Source organism: Pseudomonas entomophila (assembly GCF_023277925.1).
Classification (GTDB): Bacteria; Pseudomonadota; Gammaproteobacteria; order Pseudomonadales; family Pseudomonadaceae; genus Aquipseudomonas; species Aquipseudomonas entomophila_D.
The window spans coordinates 1,974,203-1,989,000 of sequence record NZ_CP063832.1 but is presented as its reverse complement, the minus strand read 5'-3'; the positions used below and the strand labels follow the sequence as shown (position 1 = coordinate 1,989,000).

Genomic DNA, 14,798 nt, shown 5'->3' with positions numbered 1-14,798 from the left:
GCACCGGCCCCAGATTGGCTGTGGTAGATTTCGATCTCCAACAGGGAGGTGCCAATGAGTAATAGAAGAAAGGATCGCCAGATCGACAACATAGAGTTCAACGTCAGCGACATCAGCCGCAGCAAGGATTTCTACGGCAAGGTGTTCGGTTGGACCTTCGTCGACTACGGCCCAACATACACCGAGTTCAGTGACGGTCGGCTCAATGGCGGTTTCACCACGGGCGAGCCTGTCAGGCCAGGCGGCCCGCTGATCATCTTGTATTCAGACGACCTCGCTGACGCCCAGAGCAGGGTGGTGGCTGCAGGCGGCAAGATCAGCCGAGAGGTGTTTTCGTTCCCAGGCGGTAAGAGGTTCCACTTCACCGACCATGATGGCTATGAGTTGGCAGTCTGGACCGAAACGAACTGAACAAGTGAAGCTCAGCAACCTGCAGCGTATTCGGCGTCGTGCGCGTTGCGCGGCGTGGCTGTGGTAGATTGCCCTCATTTCAAGGAGGGATGACATGCGAATTCTGGTCGGGGCGGTTGGGCTGGCGTTGCTGGCGGGGTGTGCGAATGTTGCTGATATTCGGGCAACCCCCCCTGTACTTTCCCTCACATCGCAAAAGCCGGCTGAGCAGACGGCTGAATGTATACGCGACGGATGGCAGTCGACCTCGCTGATTGGTGGAAGTGTCGGCGGTGTGCTTCAGAAATCTGGTCGCGGGTTTAGTGTCATCGCTCCGAACCCCGAATCTCCGTGGCACGTCGCAGACGTGGTGCCGACAGGGGCTACGACATCGAAGGTTTTCTACAGATTTCATCGAACCTGGCAGGCACCGAGCGATAAGGTCCTAGTGGTCGTGAAATCCTGCGCAGGCTAACAGCGCCATTTTCCATCAAGCCTCCTTCGGGAGGTTTTTTTATGCCTGGAGGGCACGTGATGACAGCAGCTCACTACACACCAAGGACCAAAATTCGGTTGGGCGGTTTTTTGGGGCGGAAGTACGGTAAGTGTCACAGCCTGCTGCTGGATCGTGGCGATCCAAGAGAAGCAGCGAAAGCTATAGATGTAAACCATCCTGGCTTTGCTCGTGACTTAATCGAGGCAGAAGGCAGAGGTCTACACTTTGCAGTCTTCAAAAATGGCAAGAACATTGGTGAGCGTGATCTTGATCTGGGCGGTGCCAGCGAGCTTTGGTTTGTGCCTATCGTTGCTGGGAGCAAGCGTGGGGGCATGCTGCAAACCGTTCTTGGAGCAGTCTTAATAGCGGTGGCATATTTCAATCCATTTGGTTTTTTCTCCGGCCCAGCCGTAAGCGCTTTATACGCAGCAGGTGCGGCAAACGTTGCTGGCGGCGTGATCCAAATGCTCAGCCCGCAGGCGAAGGGGCTGTCACAGAGCGCAGCCCCAGAGAACCTGCCGTCCTACGCCTTCGGCAGCGCCAAGAACACCACCGCCAGCGGCAACCCGGTACCGATCTGCATCGGCGAGCGCCGCTGGGGCGGTGCGATCATTTCGGCATCCATCTATGCCGAAGACAAGGCGTAGCAACAGAGCAGACACCAGGCCGCCTTCGGGCGGCTTTTTATTGCCCGGAGGAAAGCATGGGCTCAGCACTTCCCCCAGTCATCAGCGGCGCCAAGGGCGGCGAGAAGAAGTCCAAAGCTCCCTACGAGGCGCCCGACAGCCTGAGGTCCACCAACATCGCCAAGATCCTGCTGGCGGTGGGCGAGGGTGAATTCGACGGCACGCCGACGGACCGCGACATTTACCTCGACAACACCCCGATCATGGACGCGAGTGGCAACGTCAACTTTCCGGGCGTGAAGTGGGAGTGGCGCAGCGGCGCGATCGAGCAGGACTACATCCAGGGCATCCCGGCTGTTGAGAGCGAAACGTCGGTCGGCGTCGAGCTGCGCAGCGATGCGCCGTGGACGCGGGCGCTCAGCAACATCCAGCTGTCGGCCGTGCGCCTGCGCTTCAGCTGGCCGCGCCTGCTCAGCCAGGACCCGAACACCGGCGACACCAACGGCTACCGCATCGAGTACGCCGTCGATGTGGCCACCGATGGCGGCGCATTCGTGGAGGTCAGTCTGGGCGCGGTGGACGGCAAGACCACCAGCACCTACCAGCGCTCTGTGCGTGTCGACCTGCCGAAGGCGCTGACCGGCTGGACCCTCCGCGTGCGCCGCCTGACGCCGAACCAGAACACCGGCGCCATCGCGGACACGATGACCATCGCGGGCTATACCGAGATCATCGACCAGAAGCTGCGCTACCCGAACACCGCGCTGCTCTACATCGAGTTCGACGCCGAGCAGTTCCAGAACATCCCGTCGGTGACCGTGAAGTGCAAGGCTCGGCGCTGGCCTGTGCCGGCCAATTACGACCCGATTGCCAGGTCCTACACCGGCACCTGGGACGGAACCTTCAAGCAGGCTTGGACCAACAACCCGGCGTTCATCACCTACGGCCTCTGCGTTGAAGATCGCTTCGGCCTGGGCAAGCGCATCAAGTCGTGGATGGTCGACAAGTGGGAGATGTATCGCATCGCCCAGTACTGCGACCAGCTGGTGCCGGACGGGGTAGGGGGACAGGAGCCGCGCTTCCTGTGCGACATGAACCTTCAGGGCAAGGCCGAGGCCTGGACGCTGCTGCGTGATCTGTCGGCGATCTACCGGGGCATGGTGTACTGGGCACAGGGTTCGCTGTTCATGCAGGCCGACATGCCGCGCGCGCAGGACTTCGACTACGTGTTCACCCGCGCCAACGTCATCGACGGCGAGTTCACCTACGGCGGCGCCGAGCGCAGTACGCACTACAGTCGCGCCCTGGTCAGCTACGACAACCCGGGCAACAACTACGACACCGACGTGATTCCGGTTACTGACCTGGCGCTGCAACGTCGGTACCAGGACCGGCCCATTGAGCTCTCGGCCATTGGCTGTACCCGGGCCTCCGAGGCCCAGCGCCGCGGGAAGTGGGCACTGCTGAGCAACAACCAGGACCGCACCGTTACGTTCAAGACCGGCATGGAAGGGCGCATCCCGCTGCCTGGCCACGTCATCCCTGTTGCCGATGAGTTGCTGTCTGGCCGGTCGAATGGTGGGCGCATCGCAGCCGCAGCCGGTAAGATCGTGACCCTGGACCGTGACACCCAGATCAAGGCCGGCGACCGGCTGATCATCAACTTGCCCAACGGCAGTGCCCAGGGCCGAACTGTAGCGTCGGTAGCCGGCCGCGCCGTGACCGTGACCACGGCCTACAGCACGCCGCCCGAGCCAGAGCTGCAATGGGCCATTGATGCCGACGACCTGGCGGTCCAGCTGTTCCGCGTGCTGAAGACCTCGCGCACCGCCGAGGGCGAGTACGAGATCACGGCGCTCGAGTTCAACCCGAGCAAGTTCGCCGCCATCGATACTGGCGCGAAGCTCGAGGAACGGCCGATCAGCGTTATCCCGGTGACCACGGTGCCGCCGCCGGCGAGCGTGACCCTCACTTCCGACTACGCGATCAGCCAGGGCCTGGCCGTCAGCACCATGACGATCAGCTGGCCGGCTGTAGACGGCGCAGTCGCGTATGACGTTGAGTGGCGCAAGGACAGCGGAAACTGGATCCGGCTGCAGCGCACCGGCACTGCCTCGGTGGATGTCGTCGGGATCTACGCCGGCCAGTACCTGGCCCGCGTACGCGCCGTCAGCGCTTTCGACATCACGTCGACCTGGCGCAGCTCGGTGCTCACCGAATTGAAGGGCAAGGAGGGGGCGCCGCCAGCGGTTACCTACCTCACCGCGACCAGCGAGATCTTCGCGATCCGCCTGAAGTGGGGGATGCCGCCCGGGGCCGAGGACACTCAGCGCACCGAGATCTGGCATGGGGCGACCACAGACCTCTCCCAAGCCACGAAGCTGGCCGACCTGGCCTACCCACAAAGTGAGTACGTGATGTCCGGCCTGGCCGCGGGGGCGCGGTTCTTCTTCTGGGCGCGCCTGGTTGATCGCACCGGCAACATCGGCCCGTGGTACCCGGTGGCGCCGACTGTTGTCCAGGGCATAGCACAGACCGACCCCGGCCCGATCCTCGACATGATCTCTGGCGAGATTGACGAGTCCATGCTGGGGCAGGAGCTGAAGGACAAGATCGACGGCCTGCAGGACCAGATCGACGCCCTGGACGGGCTGAAGGCCTACGACAAGGGTTTGGCCTACGAGGTTGGCCAGATGGTCGTCGTCGCCGGCCGGATCTATCAGGCCAAGGTGCCCGTGCCGGCTGATGCCTCGGGCGCGAGCGCGCCACCCAACGCCGCGTTGTGGCTCGATGTCGGCCAGTCTGTCGAATCGGTCAACGGCTTGGCGCAGCAGGTTGCGACCAACACGACGAAAATCGAGGACGTCGACGGAAAGGTTACTTCAACGGCCGAGAGCCAGCAGGTCCTGCGCGCCTCCGCCCGCGACGACAATGCCGAGGGCGACCTGGCTGGCGCACTGAAGTTGTGGGATTCGACGGCGGCGATCGCGCGCGAGCAGCTGGTGCGAGCAACGCAGGCCGACGCCCTGGCGCGCAGCTCCGAAACGCTGGGCGCCCAGCTCGGCCAGACCAGCGCCACGGTGCAGACCGTCAGCCAGGCGCAGGCCAACTTCGAGGGCAAGGCCAGCACAATGTGGGCGGTAAGGATGCAGCTGAACGCCCAAGGCCAATACGTTGCCGCCGGCATTGGCCTTGGCATAGAGAACGGTCCGGCAGGTTTGCAGAGTCAGTTCCTTGTGTCTGCTGATCGGTTCGCCGTGGTGAACAACATCAACGGAACGCTCACCTCGCCGTTCACGGTGCAGGGCGGTCAGGTGTTTATCAGCCAGGCGCTGATCGGCACCGGCTGGATCACCAACGCAATGATCGGCGACACGATCCAGTCGAACGACTTCATTGCCGGGCAGCGCGGCTGGCGAATCCAGAAGAGCGGGGCGATCGAGATCAATGGCACCGGCGCCGGCGGCGAGCGCCTGACGATCTCGAACAGTTCGCTAAACACCTACTACCCGAACGGCCAGGTGGCCACGAAGATGGGGATCAACATCTGATGGCTACCGGATTTCTGGCCTACGCCCCCGACGGCACGCTGCTGATCGACATGACGTCCTCTATCAGCCAGATGCTGGGGTATATCGATACGGGGGCAGTGAATGGGACGATCACTGTCCCGTCGCCGCCAGCCGGGAGGACGCTGTTCTATGCGGTGGCCGAGCTAAGTGCCCAAGACCGCAACCTCGGCAAGCGACCAGGTATCACGCTGAGCGGCACGACACTGAGCTGGGCCTACTCATATGCCGGAGGCTGGGGCTACTACTCCATGAACTGCCGCATCCACTACGGATATTACTGAGGGGTGCCATGACCACGGGTTTCATTTCATACAAGCCGGATGGGAGCGTGCTGTATGACACCAGCAAAGTGTCGTATGGGCTTTTGAAGAGTGGCTACCTATCGCTGCAGACATACTGGCCGCGCCTCGATTTGCGGTCGGTCCAGCTTGATCCAAGCGACCCATCAAACTGGACGGAGAGCAGTACGACCGAGCCGGTACTGGGGTTCTCAGTATCCGGAGCAGTGGCTCCGATAGTGTTCATCACGGGAAGCGGATCGCCGTGCGGGTCATCGAAGGCTGGCGATATCACCACCTTCTACTACATCGGCGCGAGTACTTCGACGAAGTTCTTCTACTTCGACACCATGCGCGACACTGGACCGATCACCGGGATGAAGTGCTTTCGAGAAGACGGCGTGCTGACATTTAATTCCAGTCAGCGGCCGCTCAACATCGTTGCAACGGTGGCGCCGCCGGAGCCGGCACCAATTTCAATCCCGGGAACGAGCTATCGAAGCAGCCCGTATTTTGGCGGCACGAGGTCATACGGCCCGGTGTATCCGGGCGGTCCGGCAAACGTGATCAACAGGGTGACAGTCTCGCTCGGTTCGCCGGAGGAGTTTGCAGCCTATGTGAACTTCACCCGAAGTGCAGGCTTAGGCCCGCTCACCAGCCCCTACATCTATCCATTCCTGACAGCGGTGCAGGAGGGCGCCTATGGCGTGGTGGGGGGCGTGGAGTTCATGTTCTGCATGTCGGCAAGAACGACGCTTCTTCCCCAGCAGCGAGCGCCGGCCCAAAGCGCAAATGCTTACTTCGATGTGCCGACAGACCGCTACCCAATTGCGCTGGTTATCAGGACCAGCGGCTATCCATTCCCCTACAACTGAGAAAATCGCATGCCATGGTATAGAACGGGTACGGTTGCGATCACTGCCGGCCAAACGACAGTGACTGGCACAGGTACAAATTTCACGCTGAATGCTCGTGTGGGTGATGCATTCCAAGGCCCTGACGGGCGGTGGTACGAGGTCGCCAACATCGCGAGCGCGTCGGTGATTGGCATTCTTCCGGCCTATCAGGGCTCGACAGTTGCCGCTGGCAGCTACGGCCTGGCCCCGATGCAAGGCTACGTGAAAGAAGCGGCTGACCGCCTGCGGCAGATCGTTGATCAGTGGGGTAGCACGCTCGCACTGTTCGGCGGAGCAGCGGATGTCGCCACGTTGCGCCTGAACATAGGTGCCGCCAGCCGTGGCGCAAACAGCGACATTACATCGTTGAATGGTCTGACGGCCGCGCTGAGCATTGCCCAGGGTGGAACCGGTTCTACAACTGCCGTCGCGGCAAAGACCGCGCTGGGCATCGGTGATGTAGGTGTAGCCCAGGCGTGGCAGAGCATGCTCTCACAGCGTTTGCTCGGCCCGCTGTACGTGAACACGACCGGCCGCCCGATCCAGGTGATTGTTCATGCCGGTCCTGCCTCATCGGTGAATACCGCGCTCAACATCACAATCGGAGGCACAGTTGTGTACGCAGCTTATGCGGGGGCGGCAGGGGTCTATATTGCGACCGCCACAGCCATTGTCCCGCCAGGCGCAACATATTCAGTTGGTGCATCCAACGGTACCGTCAGCGCACTTACCGCATGGAGTGAACTCAGATGATGCGATATTTCCGAAACCCTGCTGGCAGCCAGGTAATGGCCTTTGAGCAGGGCGTTCCAATCGACGACTACTTGCCTTTCGGTTATGTCGAAATGAGCGCGGCCGAGGTCAGCGCATACCTTGACCCGACTCCCGCTTATTGGACCGACGGGGCCATGCTTGTGTTGAGTACTCACGAGATTCAGGGCTGGCGCAAGGCGTCTCAGATCGAGATAGATGTACTGCTTCCTGCTCTGCAACTGCGCGAGGCTCAGGCCGAGACTGCACACCGCCGCGCCGCTGCCGACTCAGCAATTGCACCGCTGCAGGATGCTGTCGATCTCGACGACGCAACCGACGCGGAAGCGGCGCTGCTCAAGGACTGGAAGCGCTACCGCATCGCGCTGAACCGCCTGCCTGATCAGCCTGGTTACCCGAACACCATCGACTGGCCCGCGCCGCCGGCCTGATTAGCACCGAATCCACCGACCGCCGCCTGGCGGTATTTTTTTGCCTGGAGTAACCAAATGCGTACATCGCAACGTGGCTTGAGCCTCATCAAGTCGTTCGAGGGGCTGCACCTGCTGGCCTACCAGGATGCCGTCGGCGTCTGGACTATCGGCTATGGCACCACGCGCGGCGTGAAGGCAGGCATGTCGATCAGCAAGGCGCAGGCTGAGCGCATGCTGCTGAACGACGTGCAGCGCTTCGAGCCGGAGGTGCAACGCCTGGTCACGGCGCCGCTGAGCCAGAACCAGTGGGACGCCGTGATCAGCTTCACCTACAACCTCGGCTCGGCGAACCTCGAGTCGTCAACGCTCCGCCGTCTGCTCAACGCTGGCGACTATGCCGCCGCGGCTGAGCAATTCCCGCGCTGGAACAAGGCCGGGGGCAAGGTGCTTGCCGGCCTTGTGCGCCGGCGTGACGCTGAGCGCGCTCTGTTTCTGGAGGCGGCGTGAACTGGTGGATACGCGGCACGGCACTCTTGCTGGTGTTGGCGTCCTACTGGGGCGCCTACGAGCATGGGCGCAAGGTCGAGCGCGTGGCGGCCGTCGCAGCATCGGCGCAGCGGGACAGCGGTGATCGCCTGGCAGAAGTGATTGGAGAGCGTGCCGCGCGGGACGAAGAACAACGACGCGCCCAGGCGCAGGAGGGGGTGAGGGCGCATGCTCAGGAACAACGAACGATTGCCGAAGGTTCTGCTGCTGGGGCTGATGCTGCTGGCCAGCGGCTGCACGACGACGCCGGCAAACTCGCCGCCACCGTCGGTTGCGCCGGCGCGGATCCCGCCGTTGCCGCTCGAGGCGAGGCAGCCCGCCGCGCCGCAATGGTGCTCTCCGACCTGCTCGCACGGGCTGATGCTCGAGCGGGAGAACTGGCGGCAGCGTTTGACCGTGCCCAAGTAGCTGGGCTTGCCTGCGAGGCGTCCTATAATGCCTTGGTCAAACCGTCAGGACCGAGCCGTGAAGCGAACCATCGAGGGAATGATCGAAGCGGGTGAGCCGTTGATTCGGGAGGCGATTGCCGCTTTGCGTCGATATCACGAGGCCCAGGACGCTGGCGCGCCGCCAGAGGAAGTCGAGCGGCTGAGCCTGACGCTGAGTCGGCGTACAAGGCCGTGACGGATTACCAGCTGTATGCGCTCGGGCATCAACCCCTCACGCGGCATTGACCCTGGCACCTAAAGCGGCCAGGTTGTGGGCTCATGCTGAGCGTGAAGCGGAGTGGGAGTAACGTCAGCCAGGACGGCTGGCGGGACCGGCAGAACGCCGAAGAGTGGGAAGTTATTCGTACCACTTTTTGTACCAATGGCTGTGTTTTTGCGGGTGACGGAGCGTGACGCGAAGTGACGAAACCCCCGTATTCATTGGGTTTCGTCACTTTGCAAAACTCACGAAAACACGAAAAACATCTTTGGAGTATGGCCGAACGGCTGTCGAATGCCTTATATCCAAAGGGCGCAACGTGAACGAAATTTAATCCTGTACCATTTTCTGTCAGCCACCTGTAACCCCGCAGGCGCATCCACCCAGGCAAAAAAAGCCCGCCGGGAAGGGCGGGCCAGAAGGGGCGTAGGGAGCAACGCACAACAACAAATTCAGGTCAGGCGATGAAGCTTGAATCGTGCAGCCGGTCGGCCAGGGCCTGCGCCGAGGAGCGCGTGGTCAGCGGGCCGCTGATGGCCTCGCCGTTGCGTATCAGGTACCAGCAGGCCAGCAGGCCCTGCTGACGCAGGTTGTTCGGGACGGCGCTACCGACGACGGACATGATCTGGATAGGGGCCATGGGGGCATCTCCTGTAAACATGGCCCCACCTTACGCAGACGCCCTCGGGGTTTGAAATCAATGTCCTCGATAGTGGTCATTGGTTTTATCAACTATGCCGCTCACCAGCGCGGTGGCCCGTAATACACCGGTGGCGGGCCGTAGTAGCGGCGGTAGACCGGCGGTGGTGGGGCGGGTACGTAGCGTTCCACGACATAGGGCTGGTAATAGACCGGCGGTGGCGGCGGTGGCGCCTGCACATAGACTGGCGCAGGTGCGTAGACCGGCTGCTGCTGCACGTACACGGTACGGTCATGGCCGCCGGAAATCGCCGCGCCGACCACCACGCCCGCCACTGCCGCGCCGAGCACCGGGCCCGGGCCATACCAGCCGCCACCATGGGCGGATGCCTGCCCGCTGATGGCCAGCGCGCCGACCAGCAGGGCGATTCCGGGGATGAAACGGTTCATGGCCAATCCTCGCAAGACAACCCCAGGCTCGGGGCTTGATTACTATGACTCCGGCAACCGTCAAGTGCTCGCAGGGGGAGGGTAAAGGTTGTGTAAGGGGCGACCGGTGGTCGTGTCTGGTAGGCTGGCGCAATCGTTTCAGTCGACACGCGGAGAAACAGGCCATGAGCACACCACCCAGCAGGGATACCGTCCTGTGCATTTCCCTGGCCGGGCGCCCGGGCACGTTCGGCGTACGCTTTCACAACCACCTCTACCAGCAGTTGGGCCTGGACTACTACTACAAAGCCATGACCACCCAGGACTTGCCGGCCGCCGTGGCGGGTATCCGTGCCTTGGGTATCCGCGGGTGTGGGGTGTCGATGCCGTACAAGGAGGCCTGCATGGCCCTGGTGGACGAGATCGACCCGTCCGCGGCGGCCATTGCGTCGGTGAACACCTTGGTCAACACCCAGGGGCGCCTGAAGGCCTACAACACCGACTACCTGGCGGTGCGTCAGTTGCTGGCGCGGCATCGGGTCGACCCGGGCACCGCCTTTGCCCTGCGCGGTAGCGGTGGCATGGCCAAGGCGGTGGCCAGCGCTTTGCGCGATGCGGGTTTTCGCGACGGGATCATCGTGGCGCGCAATGAGCCGGCCGGGCGACAGTTGGCACAGGCGTGTGGTTACCGCTGGTTGCCAGAACTGGGTGACCAATGCCCGTCGATGCTGGTCAATGTCACGCCGATCGGCATGGCGGGTGGCCCGGAGGCCGCCCAGCTGGCGTTCAGTGAAGCCGCGATCGCGGCGGCCGAACAGGTATTCGATGTAGTTGCCATGCCGGCGCGCACGCCGCTGATCCAGCAGGCCGAGGCGCTGGGCAAGCCCGTGATCACCGGGCTGGAAGTCATTGCCCTGCAAGCGCTGGAACAGTTCGTGCTGTATACCGGGGTGCGCCCAAGTGACGAGCAAGTCGCGGCGGCGGTGGCGTTTGCCAGGCAGGCGTGATCGCGTTGGCTTCGCTTTTTCCTGTAGAAGCGGGGTTACCCGCGATCACCCGCGAAGCGGATGCCCTGCATCGCGGTGCCTGCTTCGCGGCTAAAGCCGCTCCTAAAGGGGGGATACTCACTGTCAGAAGGTGTCATGCCCCTCGTCCAGCCGTTGATCCACCAGCGCCCGGCCATGGGCCAGGGATACGTGCTGGGCGTTGTTCAGGTCGGAGAAGAACTTCATCGGCATCGACAAGCGCCGGCTGGTGTGGCCTTGCGGGTCGGTGATCAGGCACCCGGCGGCATAGGGCAGGGGCGAGTCGGGGTGGGGCATCACACTGGCGGTGATGGTGTGCTTGCGGTATTCACAGTGAAGGGTTTGCATCGTCCTGACCTCGCTGTGGCATGGAAGAAGCGTCTTCTTCATATACCACAGCAAGGGGGCGGGCGTTCCCCGCCCGACGAGCGCGACGGCTGAAGGTCAGTCCTTCAGGTCGGTCGGCTGGATCACCTCGACCCAGTAGCCGTCCGGGTCCTTGACGAAGGCCAGGTGCTTCATGCGGCCGTCGCTCAGGCGTTTCTGGAAGGGCACGTCCAGCGCCTCGAAACGCTCGCAGGCGACGCGTACGTCCGGCACCGAGATGCAGATGTGGCCGAAACCGCGTGGGTCGGTGTTGCCGTTGTGGTAGGCGAACTCAGGGTCGTTCTCGGTGCCGTGGTTGTGGGTCAGCTCGAGCACGCCAGGGATCGACTTCATCCACTGGTGGCGCGCGCTGTCATCCTCGGGGATATCCTTCTGGTCGACCAGGGCCAGGAAGTACAGGCTGAAGGCCGCTTCCGGGAAGTCGCGCTTGTCCACCAGGCTGAAGCCCAGCACGCGGGTGTAGAAGTCCAGGGATTTCTCGATATCCTTGACCCGCAGCATGGTGTGGTTGAAGACGAACTGGGCGGTGGCGGTGTCTGGCTGGGCAGTGACGCCGGGCAGTGTTTGCAGCTGGTGCAGGCTCATGGGTACTCCGGGATCTGGGCCTAAAAGAGATGGGCCATGATACGGCAGTCAGCCGGCAGCGCAAACGAAAGCGCCCTGCACAGTGGCAGGGCGCTGGAATTAGAGGCCCGCATGTGCGGGCGCGTGATGGGGTCGCTAGTCCTTTAGCTGGTTCGATACTGCGCGGGCACAAGTGAAAAAAGTGTGAAGAGTGCGTTGATATTTCATCAGCGCACCCAGCTTTCCACCGTTTGTGCGCCGTACTGTTCCTTCCAGGCCTTCAACCCGCGATGGTTGCCGCCCTTGGTCTCGATCAGCTCGCCGGTGTGCGGGTTTTCGTAGACTTTCACCACCCGTGGGCGGCGTTGCTGCTTGACGGGTGCCGAGGGGGCCTTGCTCGCGCCTTTGGGGTCAAGGATCGCGATGATGTCGCGCAGGCGCTTGTCATAGCTCTTCATCAGGCCGACTAGTTTCTGCTCGAATTCGATTTCGCGTTTGAGGCCGGCATCCTTTTTCAGCGCTTCCAATTGTGCCATCTGTTCCTGAAGCGCTTTTTCGGCAGCACGAAACTCTGCAAGTCTGGACACTGTCATCACTCCTGTTAAGTCTGCCGTGGCATGACGTGACGAACATGAAGATTGTATTGAACGTTGGCCACGCGGGGGGGACTGCTGTTCGCTGATAGTGAGTGTAGTAGTGCCGGGCAGGGTGGTAAACAGCAAACTTTCAATCAATTACCCGGGAACTTTGTCGGTTTCCTGCACGTTATTCGAAAATGCCCAGGCGGGCCTCGCCAGGCCGTTCTAGACCATGGTCCAATGGCTTGCCCTAGAGGCATTGGCGCAAAATCCAAGATGATGGTCGAAGTCTGTTCGCCTGTCCCGTAGTGCCGATGCAGGTGACTGCTCGGATTGTTTTCTGCCCCTCTTTTGGATGTTCCCTCGCATGTTTGCCCCCTTTCCCCTCGCCCCTGGGCGCCGAGTTGCCGGCCTGTTCTTCCTGTGTGCCGGTGTCAACGCCCAGGCGGCCGGTTTCATTGAAGACAGCAGTGCCAAGGTCGAAGCGCGCAATGTCTATTTCAACCGGGATTTCCGTGACGGCCACAGCAGTTCCAGCCAGGGCGCGTCAAAGCGTGAGGAGTGGGCGCAGGGGTTCATCCTCAATGTCCAGTCCGGTTATACCCAGGGCCCGGTAGGGTTTGGTGTGGATGCACTGGGGATGCTCGGTTACAAGTTGGACTCGAGCCCGGCCGACAGTAACAGCGGCTTGTTGCCGTCCTCCGGACACAACCCGCGTCATTCCGTCGACCAGTACGCCAAGATGGGTATCGCCGGCAAGGTGAAGTATTCGCAGACCGTGTTCAAGTACGGTTCGATGATGCCCGATGTGCCGCTGCTCAAGTACAACGACGGCCGCCTGCTGCCGACCCTGTTCCATGGCGCCTGGCTGACGTCCGAGGAAGTGCGCGACCTGAAGTTCACCCTGGCGCGCCTGAACCAGTACACCGCGCGAGATTCCACTGACCGCCAGGATATTCGCGTCCACTGCAAGAACAAGCGCTACGCCTGTGATATCGAGGCCGACCACTTCGACCTCGCCGGTGTCGACTACCGCTTCAACGACCGGGTCAGCGCCCAGTACCAGGTATCGAAGCTGGAGAACATCTATCGCCAGCACTTCCTCGGCCTGGTCGCCAGCCAGCCGCTGGACGTCGGTACCCTGTCGGCCGACCTGCGGGTGATCAAGAGCGACGACATCGGCAATGCCCGCGCCGGCCACATCGACCACCGCGCCTTTAGCGGCATGCTGGGTTACAGCCTGGGTGGGCACAAGATCAGCGCCGGCTGGCAGCGCATGTTCGGCGACAGCGCCATGCCGTACCTCGACGGCACCAACCCGTACCTGGTCAACTACGCCCAGGTCAACGACTTCGCCGCCGCCCAGGAGCGCTCCTGGCAGCTGCGCTACGACTATGACTTCAAGGCCCTTGGTGTGCCTGGCCTGACCTTCTTCACCCGCTATATCAACGGTGACAACATCAAGGTCCCGGGCAGCCTGGCCGAAGGTAAGGAATGGGAGCGCGACAGCGAGCTCAAGTACCAGGTGCAAAGCGGCACGTTCAAGGACGTCAGCGTGCGCCTGCGCAACTCCACCTACCGCAGCAACTACGAGAAATGGGCGCGTGACATGGACGAGACCCGGGTGATCGTCAGCTACAACTTCTCGATCTTCTAAAGCTGGCAGCCGCTTTGCCAAATACCGGTGGCCGGCCGACAATGGCCACCGGCATCCAGGCGAGGCATTCGATGAAACAGCTGCTACTGATCGGCATCGGGCCAGGCGATCCACGCCAGGTCACCTTCGAGGCCGTGGCGGCGCTGCAGCGCGCCACGGTGTTCTTCGTGCTCGACAAGGGCGCCGACAAGGGCGCCTTGCTGCAACTGCGCAAGGCTATCCTCGAGCGCTACCTGCCCGAGGGCGGGTATCGCCTGGTGCAGGTCGAGGATCCCCGGCGTGATGGGCAGGCCGCCGACTATGTCGGCGCCGTGCAGGATTGGCACGCCGAGCGCGCGGCGCTGTATGCCCGCCTGATCGACGACGAGTTGGGCGCCGATGACGTCGGCGCCTTTTTGCTCTGGGGCGAACCTGGGCTTTACGACAGCACCTTGCGCATCCTCGACCTGGTCCGCCAGCGTGGTGTGGCGCTCACCCTGGAAGTCATCCCCGGTATCAGCAGCGTGCAGGCCCTGGCGGCCCGGCACCAGATCCCCCTCAATCGTATCGGCGAGCCATTGACCGTGCTGCCAGGAAGGCGCCTGGGCGAACTGGCGCGGGTCGACAATGTGGTGGTGATGCTTGACGGGGCATGTGCGTTTGCCGCGCTGGAGGATCCGCACCTGGTGATCTACTGGGGCGCCTACCTGGGCACGGCGGACGAGTTGCTGGTGGCGGGGCCGTTGCAGGCGGTCAAGGCGCGCATCCTCGAATTGCGCGAGGCGGCGCGGCGGCGCAACGGCTGGATCATGGATACCTACCTGTTGCGGCGGGAGCTGTGAGCGGCCTGTGAGAGGTGTTTTGTCGGCACTGGCCTGTTCGCCGGCATAGCCGGCTCCTACAG

General features: G+C 62.4%; 17 protein-coding genes and 1 pseudogene. 13 read left to right on the top strand and 5 right to left on the bottom strand.

The window, feature by feature from the left end; genetic code table 11:
• Positions 1-54 precede the first annotated feature (54 nt).
• The 10 genes and pseudogenes from IM733_RS08470 to IM733_RS08425 all read left to right on the top strand — a co-directional run bounded on the left by IM733_RS08470 (position 55) and on the right by IM733_RS08425 (position 8,662).
• A complete protein-coding gene (locus tag IM733_RS08470) occupies positions 55-411 on the top strand; it encodes a VOC family protein (protein ID WP_248920442.1) in 357 nt (118 codons plus the stop codon).
• A 513-nt stretch (positions 412-924) separates the two neighbouring features.
• Positions 925-1,533, top strand: coding sequence for a tail assembly protein (locus IM733_RS08465; RefSeq protein ID WP_248920441.1), 609 nt, complete (start codon positions 925-927; stop codon positions 1,531-1,533).
• A 56-nt stretch (positions 1,534-1,589) separates the two neighbouring features.
• Positions 1,590-5,063: a host specificity protein J gene (locus IM733_RS08460; protein WP_248920440.1), complete on the top strand. Its 3,474-nt coding sequence runs from the start codon at positions 1,590-1,592 to the stop codon at positions 5,061-5,063.
• Positions 5,063-5,365 (top strand): hypothetical protein, encoded by a 303-nt coding sequence (locus IM733_RS08455; RefSeq protein ID WP_248920439.1) that lies wholly within the window; start codon positions 5,063-5,065, stop codon positions 5,363-5,365. Before IM733_RS08460 ends, IM733_RS08455 begins: the two co-directional genes overlap by 1 nt.
• Before the next feature lie 8 nt (positions 5,366-5,373).
• The gene (locus IM733_RS08450; RefSeq protein WP_248920438.1) at positions 5,374-6,237 is read left to right on the top strand and encodes a hypothetical protein; all 864 of its coding nucleotides are present in this window, start codon (positions 5,374-5,376) and stop codon (positions 6,235-6,237) included.
• Positions 6,238-6,336: 99 nt separating this feature from the next.
• The gene (locus IM733_RS08445; RefSeq protein ID WP_248920437.1) at positions 6,337-7,011 is read left to right on the top strand and encodes a hypothetical protein; all 675 of its coding nucleotides are present in this window, start codon (positions 6,337-6,339) and stop codon (positions 7,009-7,011) included.
• Positions 7,008-7,460 (top strand): tail fiber assembly protein, encoded by a 453-nt coding sequence (locus IM733_RS25530; protein WP_283107522.1) that lies wholly within the window; start codon positions 7,008-7,010, stop codon positions 7,458-7,460. The genes IM733_RS08445 and IM733_RS25530 overlap by 4 nt, the downstream gene beginning before the upstream one ends.
• A gap of 57 nt (positions 7,461-7,517) precedes the next feature.
• Positions 7,518-7,949 carry a lysozyme gene (locus IM733_RS08435; protein ID WP_248920436.1) on the top strand — a complete coding sequence of 144 codons (432 nt, stop codon included), beginning with the start codon at positions 7,518-7,520 and terminating at the stop codon, positions 7,947-7,949.
• Positions 7,946-8,491: a DUF2514 domain-containing protein gene (locus IM733_RS08430; RefSeq protein WP_248920435.1), complete on the top strand. Its 546-nt coding sequence runs from the start codon at positions 7,946-7,948 to the stop codon at positions 8,489-8,491. The genes IM733_RS08435 and IM733_RS08430 overlap by 4 nt, the downstream gene beginning before the upstream one ends.
• Positions 8,424-8,662 (top strand): annotated as a pseudogene (locus IM733_RS08425) (hypothetical protein). The gene IM733_RS08430 and the pseudogene IM733_RS08425 overlap by 68 nt, the downstream one beginning before the upstream one ends.
• A 431-nt stretch (positions 8,663-9,093) precedes the next feature.
• Here the strand turns inward: IM733_RS08425 and IM733_RS08420 are convergent.
• Both IM733_RS08420 and IM733_RS08415 read right to left on the bottom strand, forming a co-directional pair.
• Positions 9,094-9,276, bottom strand: a complete 183-nt coding sequence (locus IM733_RS08420; protein WP_248920434.1) for a hypothetical protein — start codon at positions 9,274-9,276, stop codon at positions 9,094-9,096.
• 101 nt (positions 9,277-9,377) lie between these two features.
• The gene (locus tag IM733_RS08415) at positions 9,378-9,725 is read right to left on the bottom strand and encodes a hypothetical protein (RefSeq protein WP_044488202.1); all 348 of its coding nucleotides are present in this window, start codon (positions 9,723-9,725) and stop codon (positions 9,378-9,380) included.
• A 164-nt stretch (positions 9,726-9,889) separates the two neighbouring features.
• Here IM733_RS08415 and IM733_RS08410 point away from each other — a divergent pair, with 164 nt between their 5' ends.
• A complete protein-coding gene (locus tag IM733_RS08410; RefSeq protein ID WP_248920433.1) occupies positions 9,890-10,711 on the top strand; it encodes a shikimate 5-dehydrogenase in 822 nt (273 codons plus the stop codon).
• A 123-nt stretch (positions 10,712-10,834) separates the two neighbouring features.
• Here IM733_RS08410 and IM733_RS08405 read toward each other — a convergent pair whose 3' ends face one another.
• The 3 genes from IM733_RS08405 to IM733_RS08395 form a co-directional block, all read right to left on the bottom strand.
• The gene (locus tag IM733_RS08405) at positions 10,835-11,077 is read right to left on the bottom strand and encodes a hypothetical protein (RefSeq protein ID WP_248920432.1); all 243 of its coding nucleotides are present in this window, start codon (positions 11,075-11,077) and stop codon (positions 10,835-10,837) included.
• Between the two features lie 96 nt (positions 11,078-11,173).
• A complete protein-coding gene (gene gloA, locus IM733_RS08400; protein ID WP_248920431.1) occupies positions 11,174-11,701 on the bottom strand; it encodes a lactoylglutathione lyase in 528 nt (175 codons plus the stop codon).
• Between the two features lie 206 nt (positions 11,702-11,907).
• Positions 11,908-12,267 (bottom strand): histone-like nucleoid-structuring protein, MvaT/MvaU family, encoded by a 360-nt coding sequence (locus IM733_RS08395; RefSeq protein WP_248920430.1) that lies wholly within the window; start codon positions 12,265-12,267, stop codon positions 11,908-11,910.
• A 358-nt stretch (positions 12,268-12,625) separates the two neighbouring features.
• Between IM733_RS08395 and IM733_RS08390 the strand changes: the two genes are divergently transcribed.
• Positions 12,626-13,915, top strand: coding sequence for an OprD family porin (locus IM733_RS08390; protein WP_248920429.1), 1,290 nt, complete (start codon positions 12,626-12,628; stop codon positions 13,913-13,915).
• A gap of 71 nt (positions 13,916-13,986) precedes the next feature.
• Complete coding sequence (gene cobF / locus IM733_RS08385; RefSeq protein WP_248920428.1) at positions 13,987-14,736, top strand: precorrin-6A synthase (deacetylating); 750 nt, start codon at positions 13,987-13,989, stop codon at positions 14,734-14,736.
• Positions 14,737-14,798 lie beyond the last annotated feature (62 nt).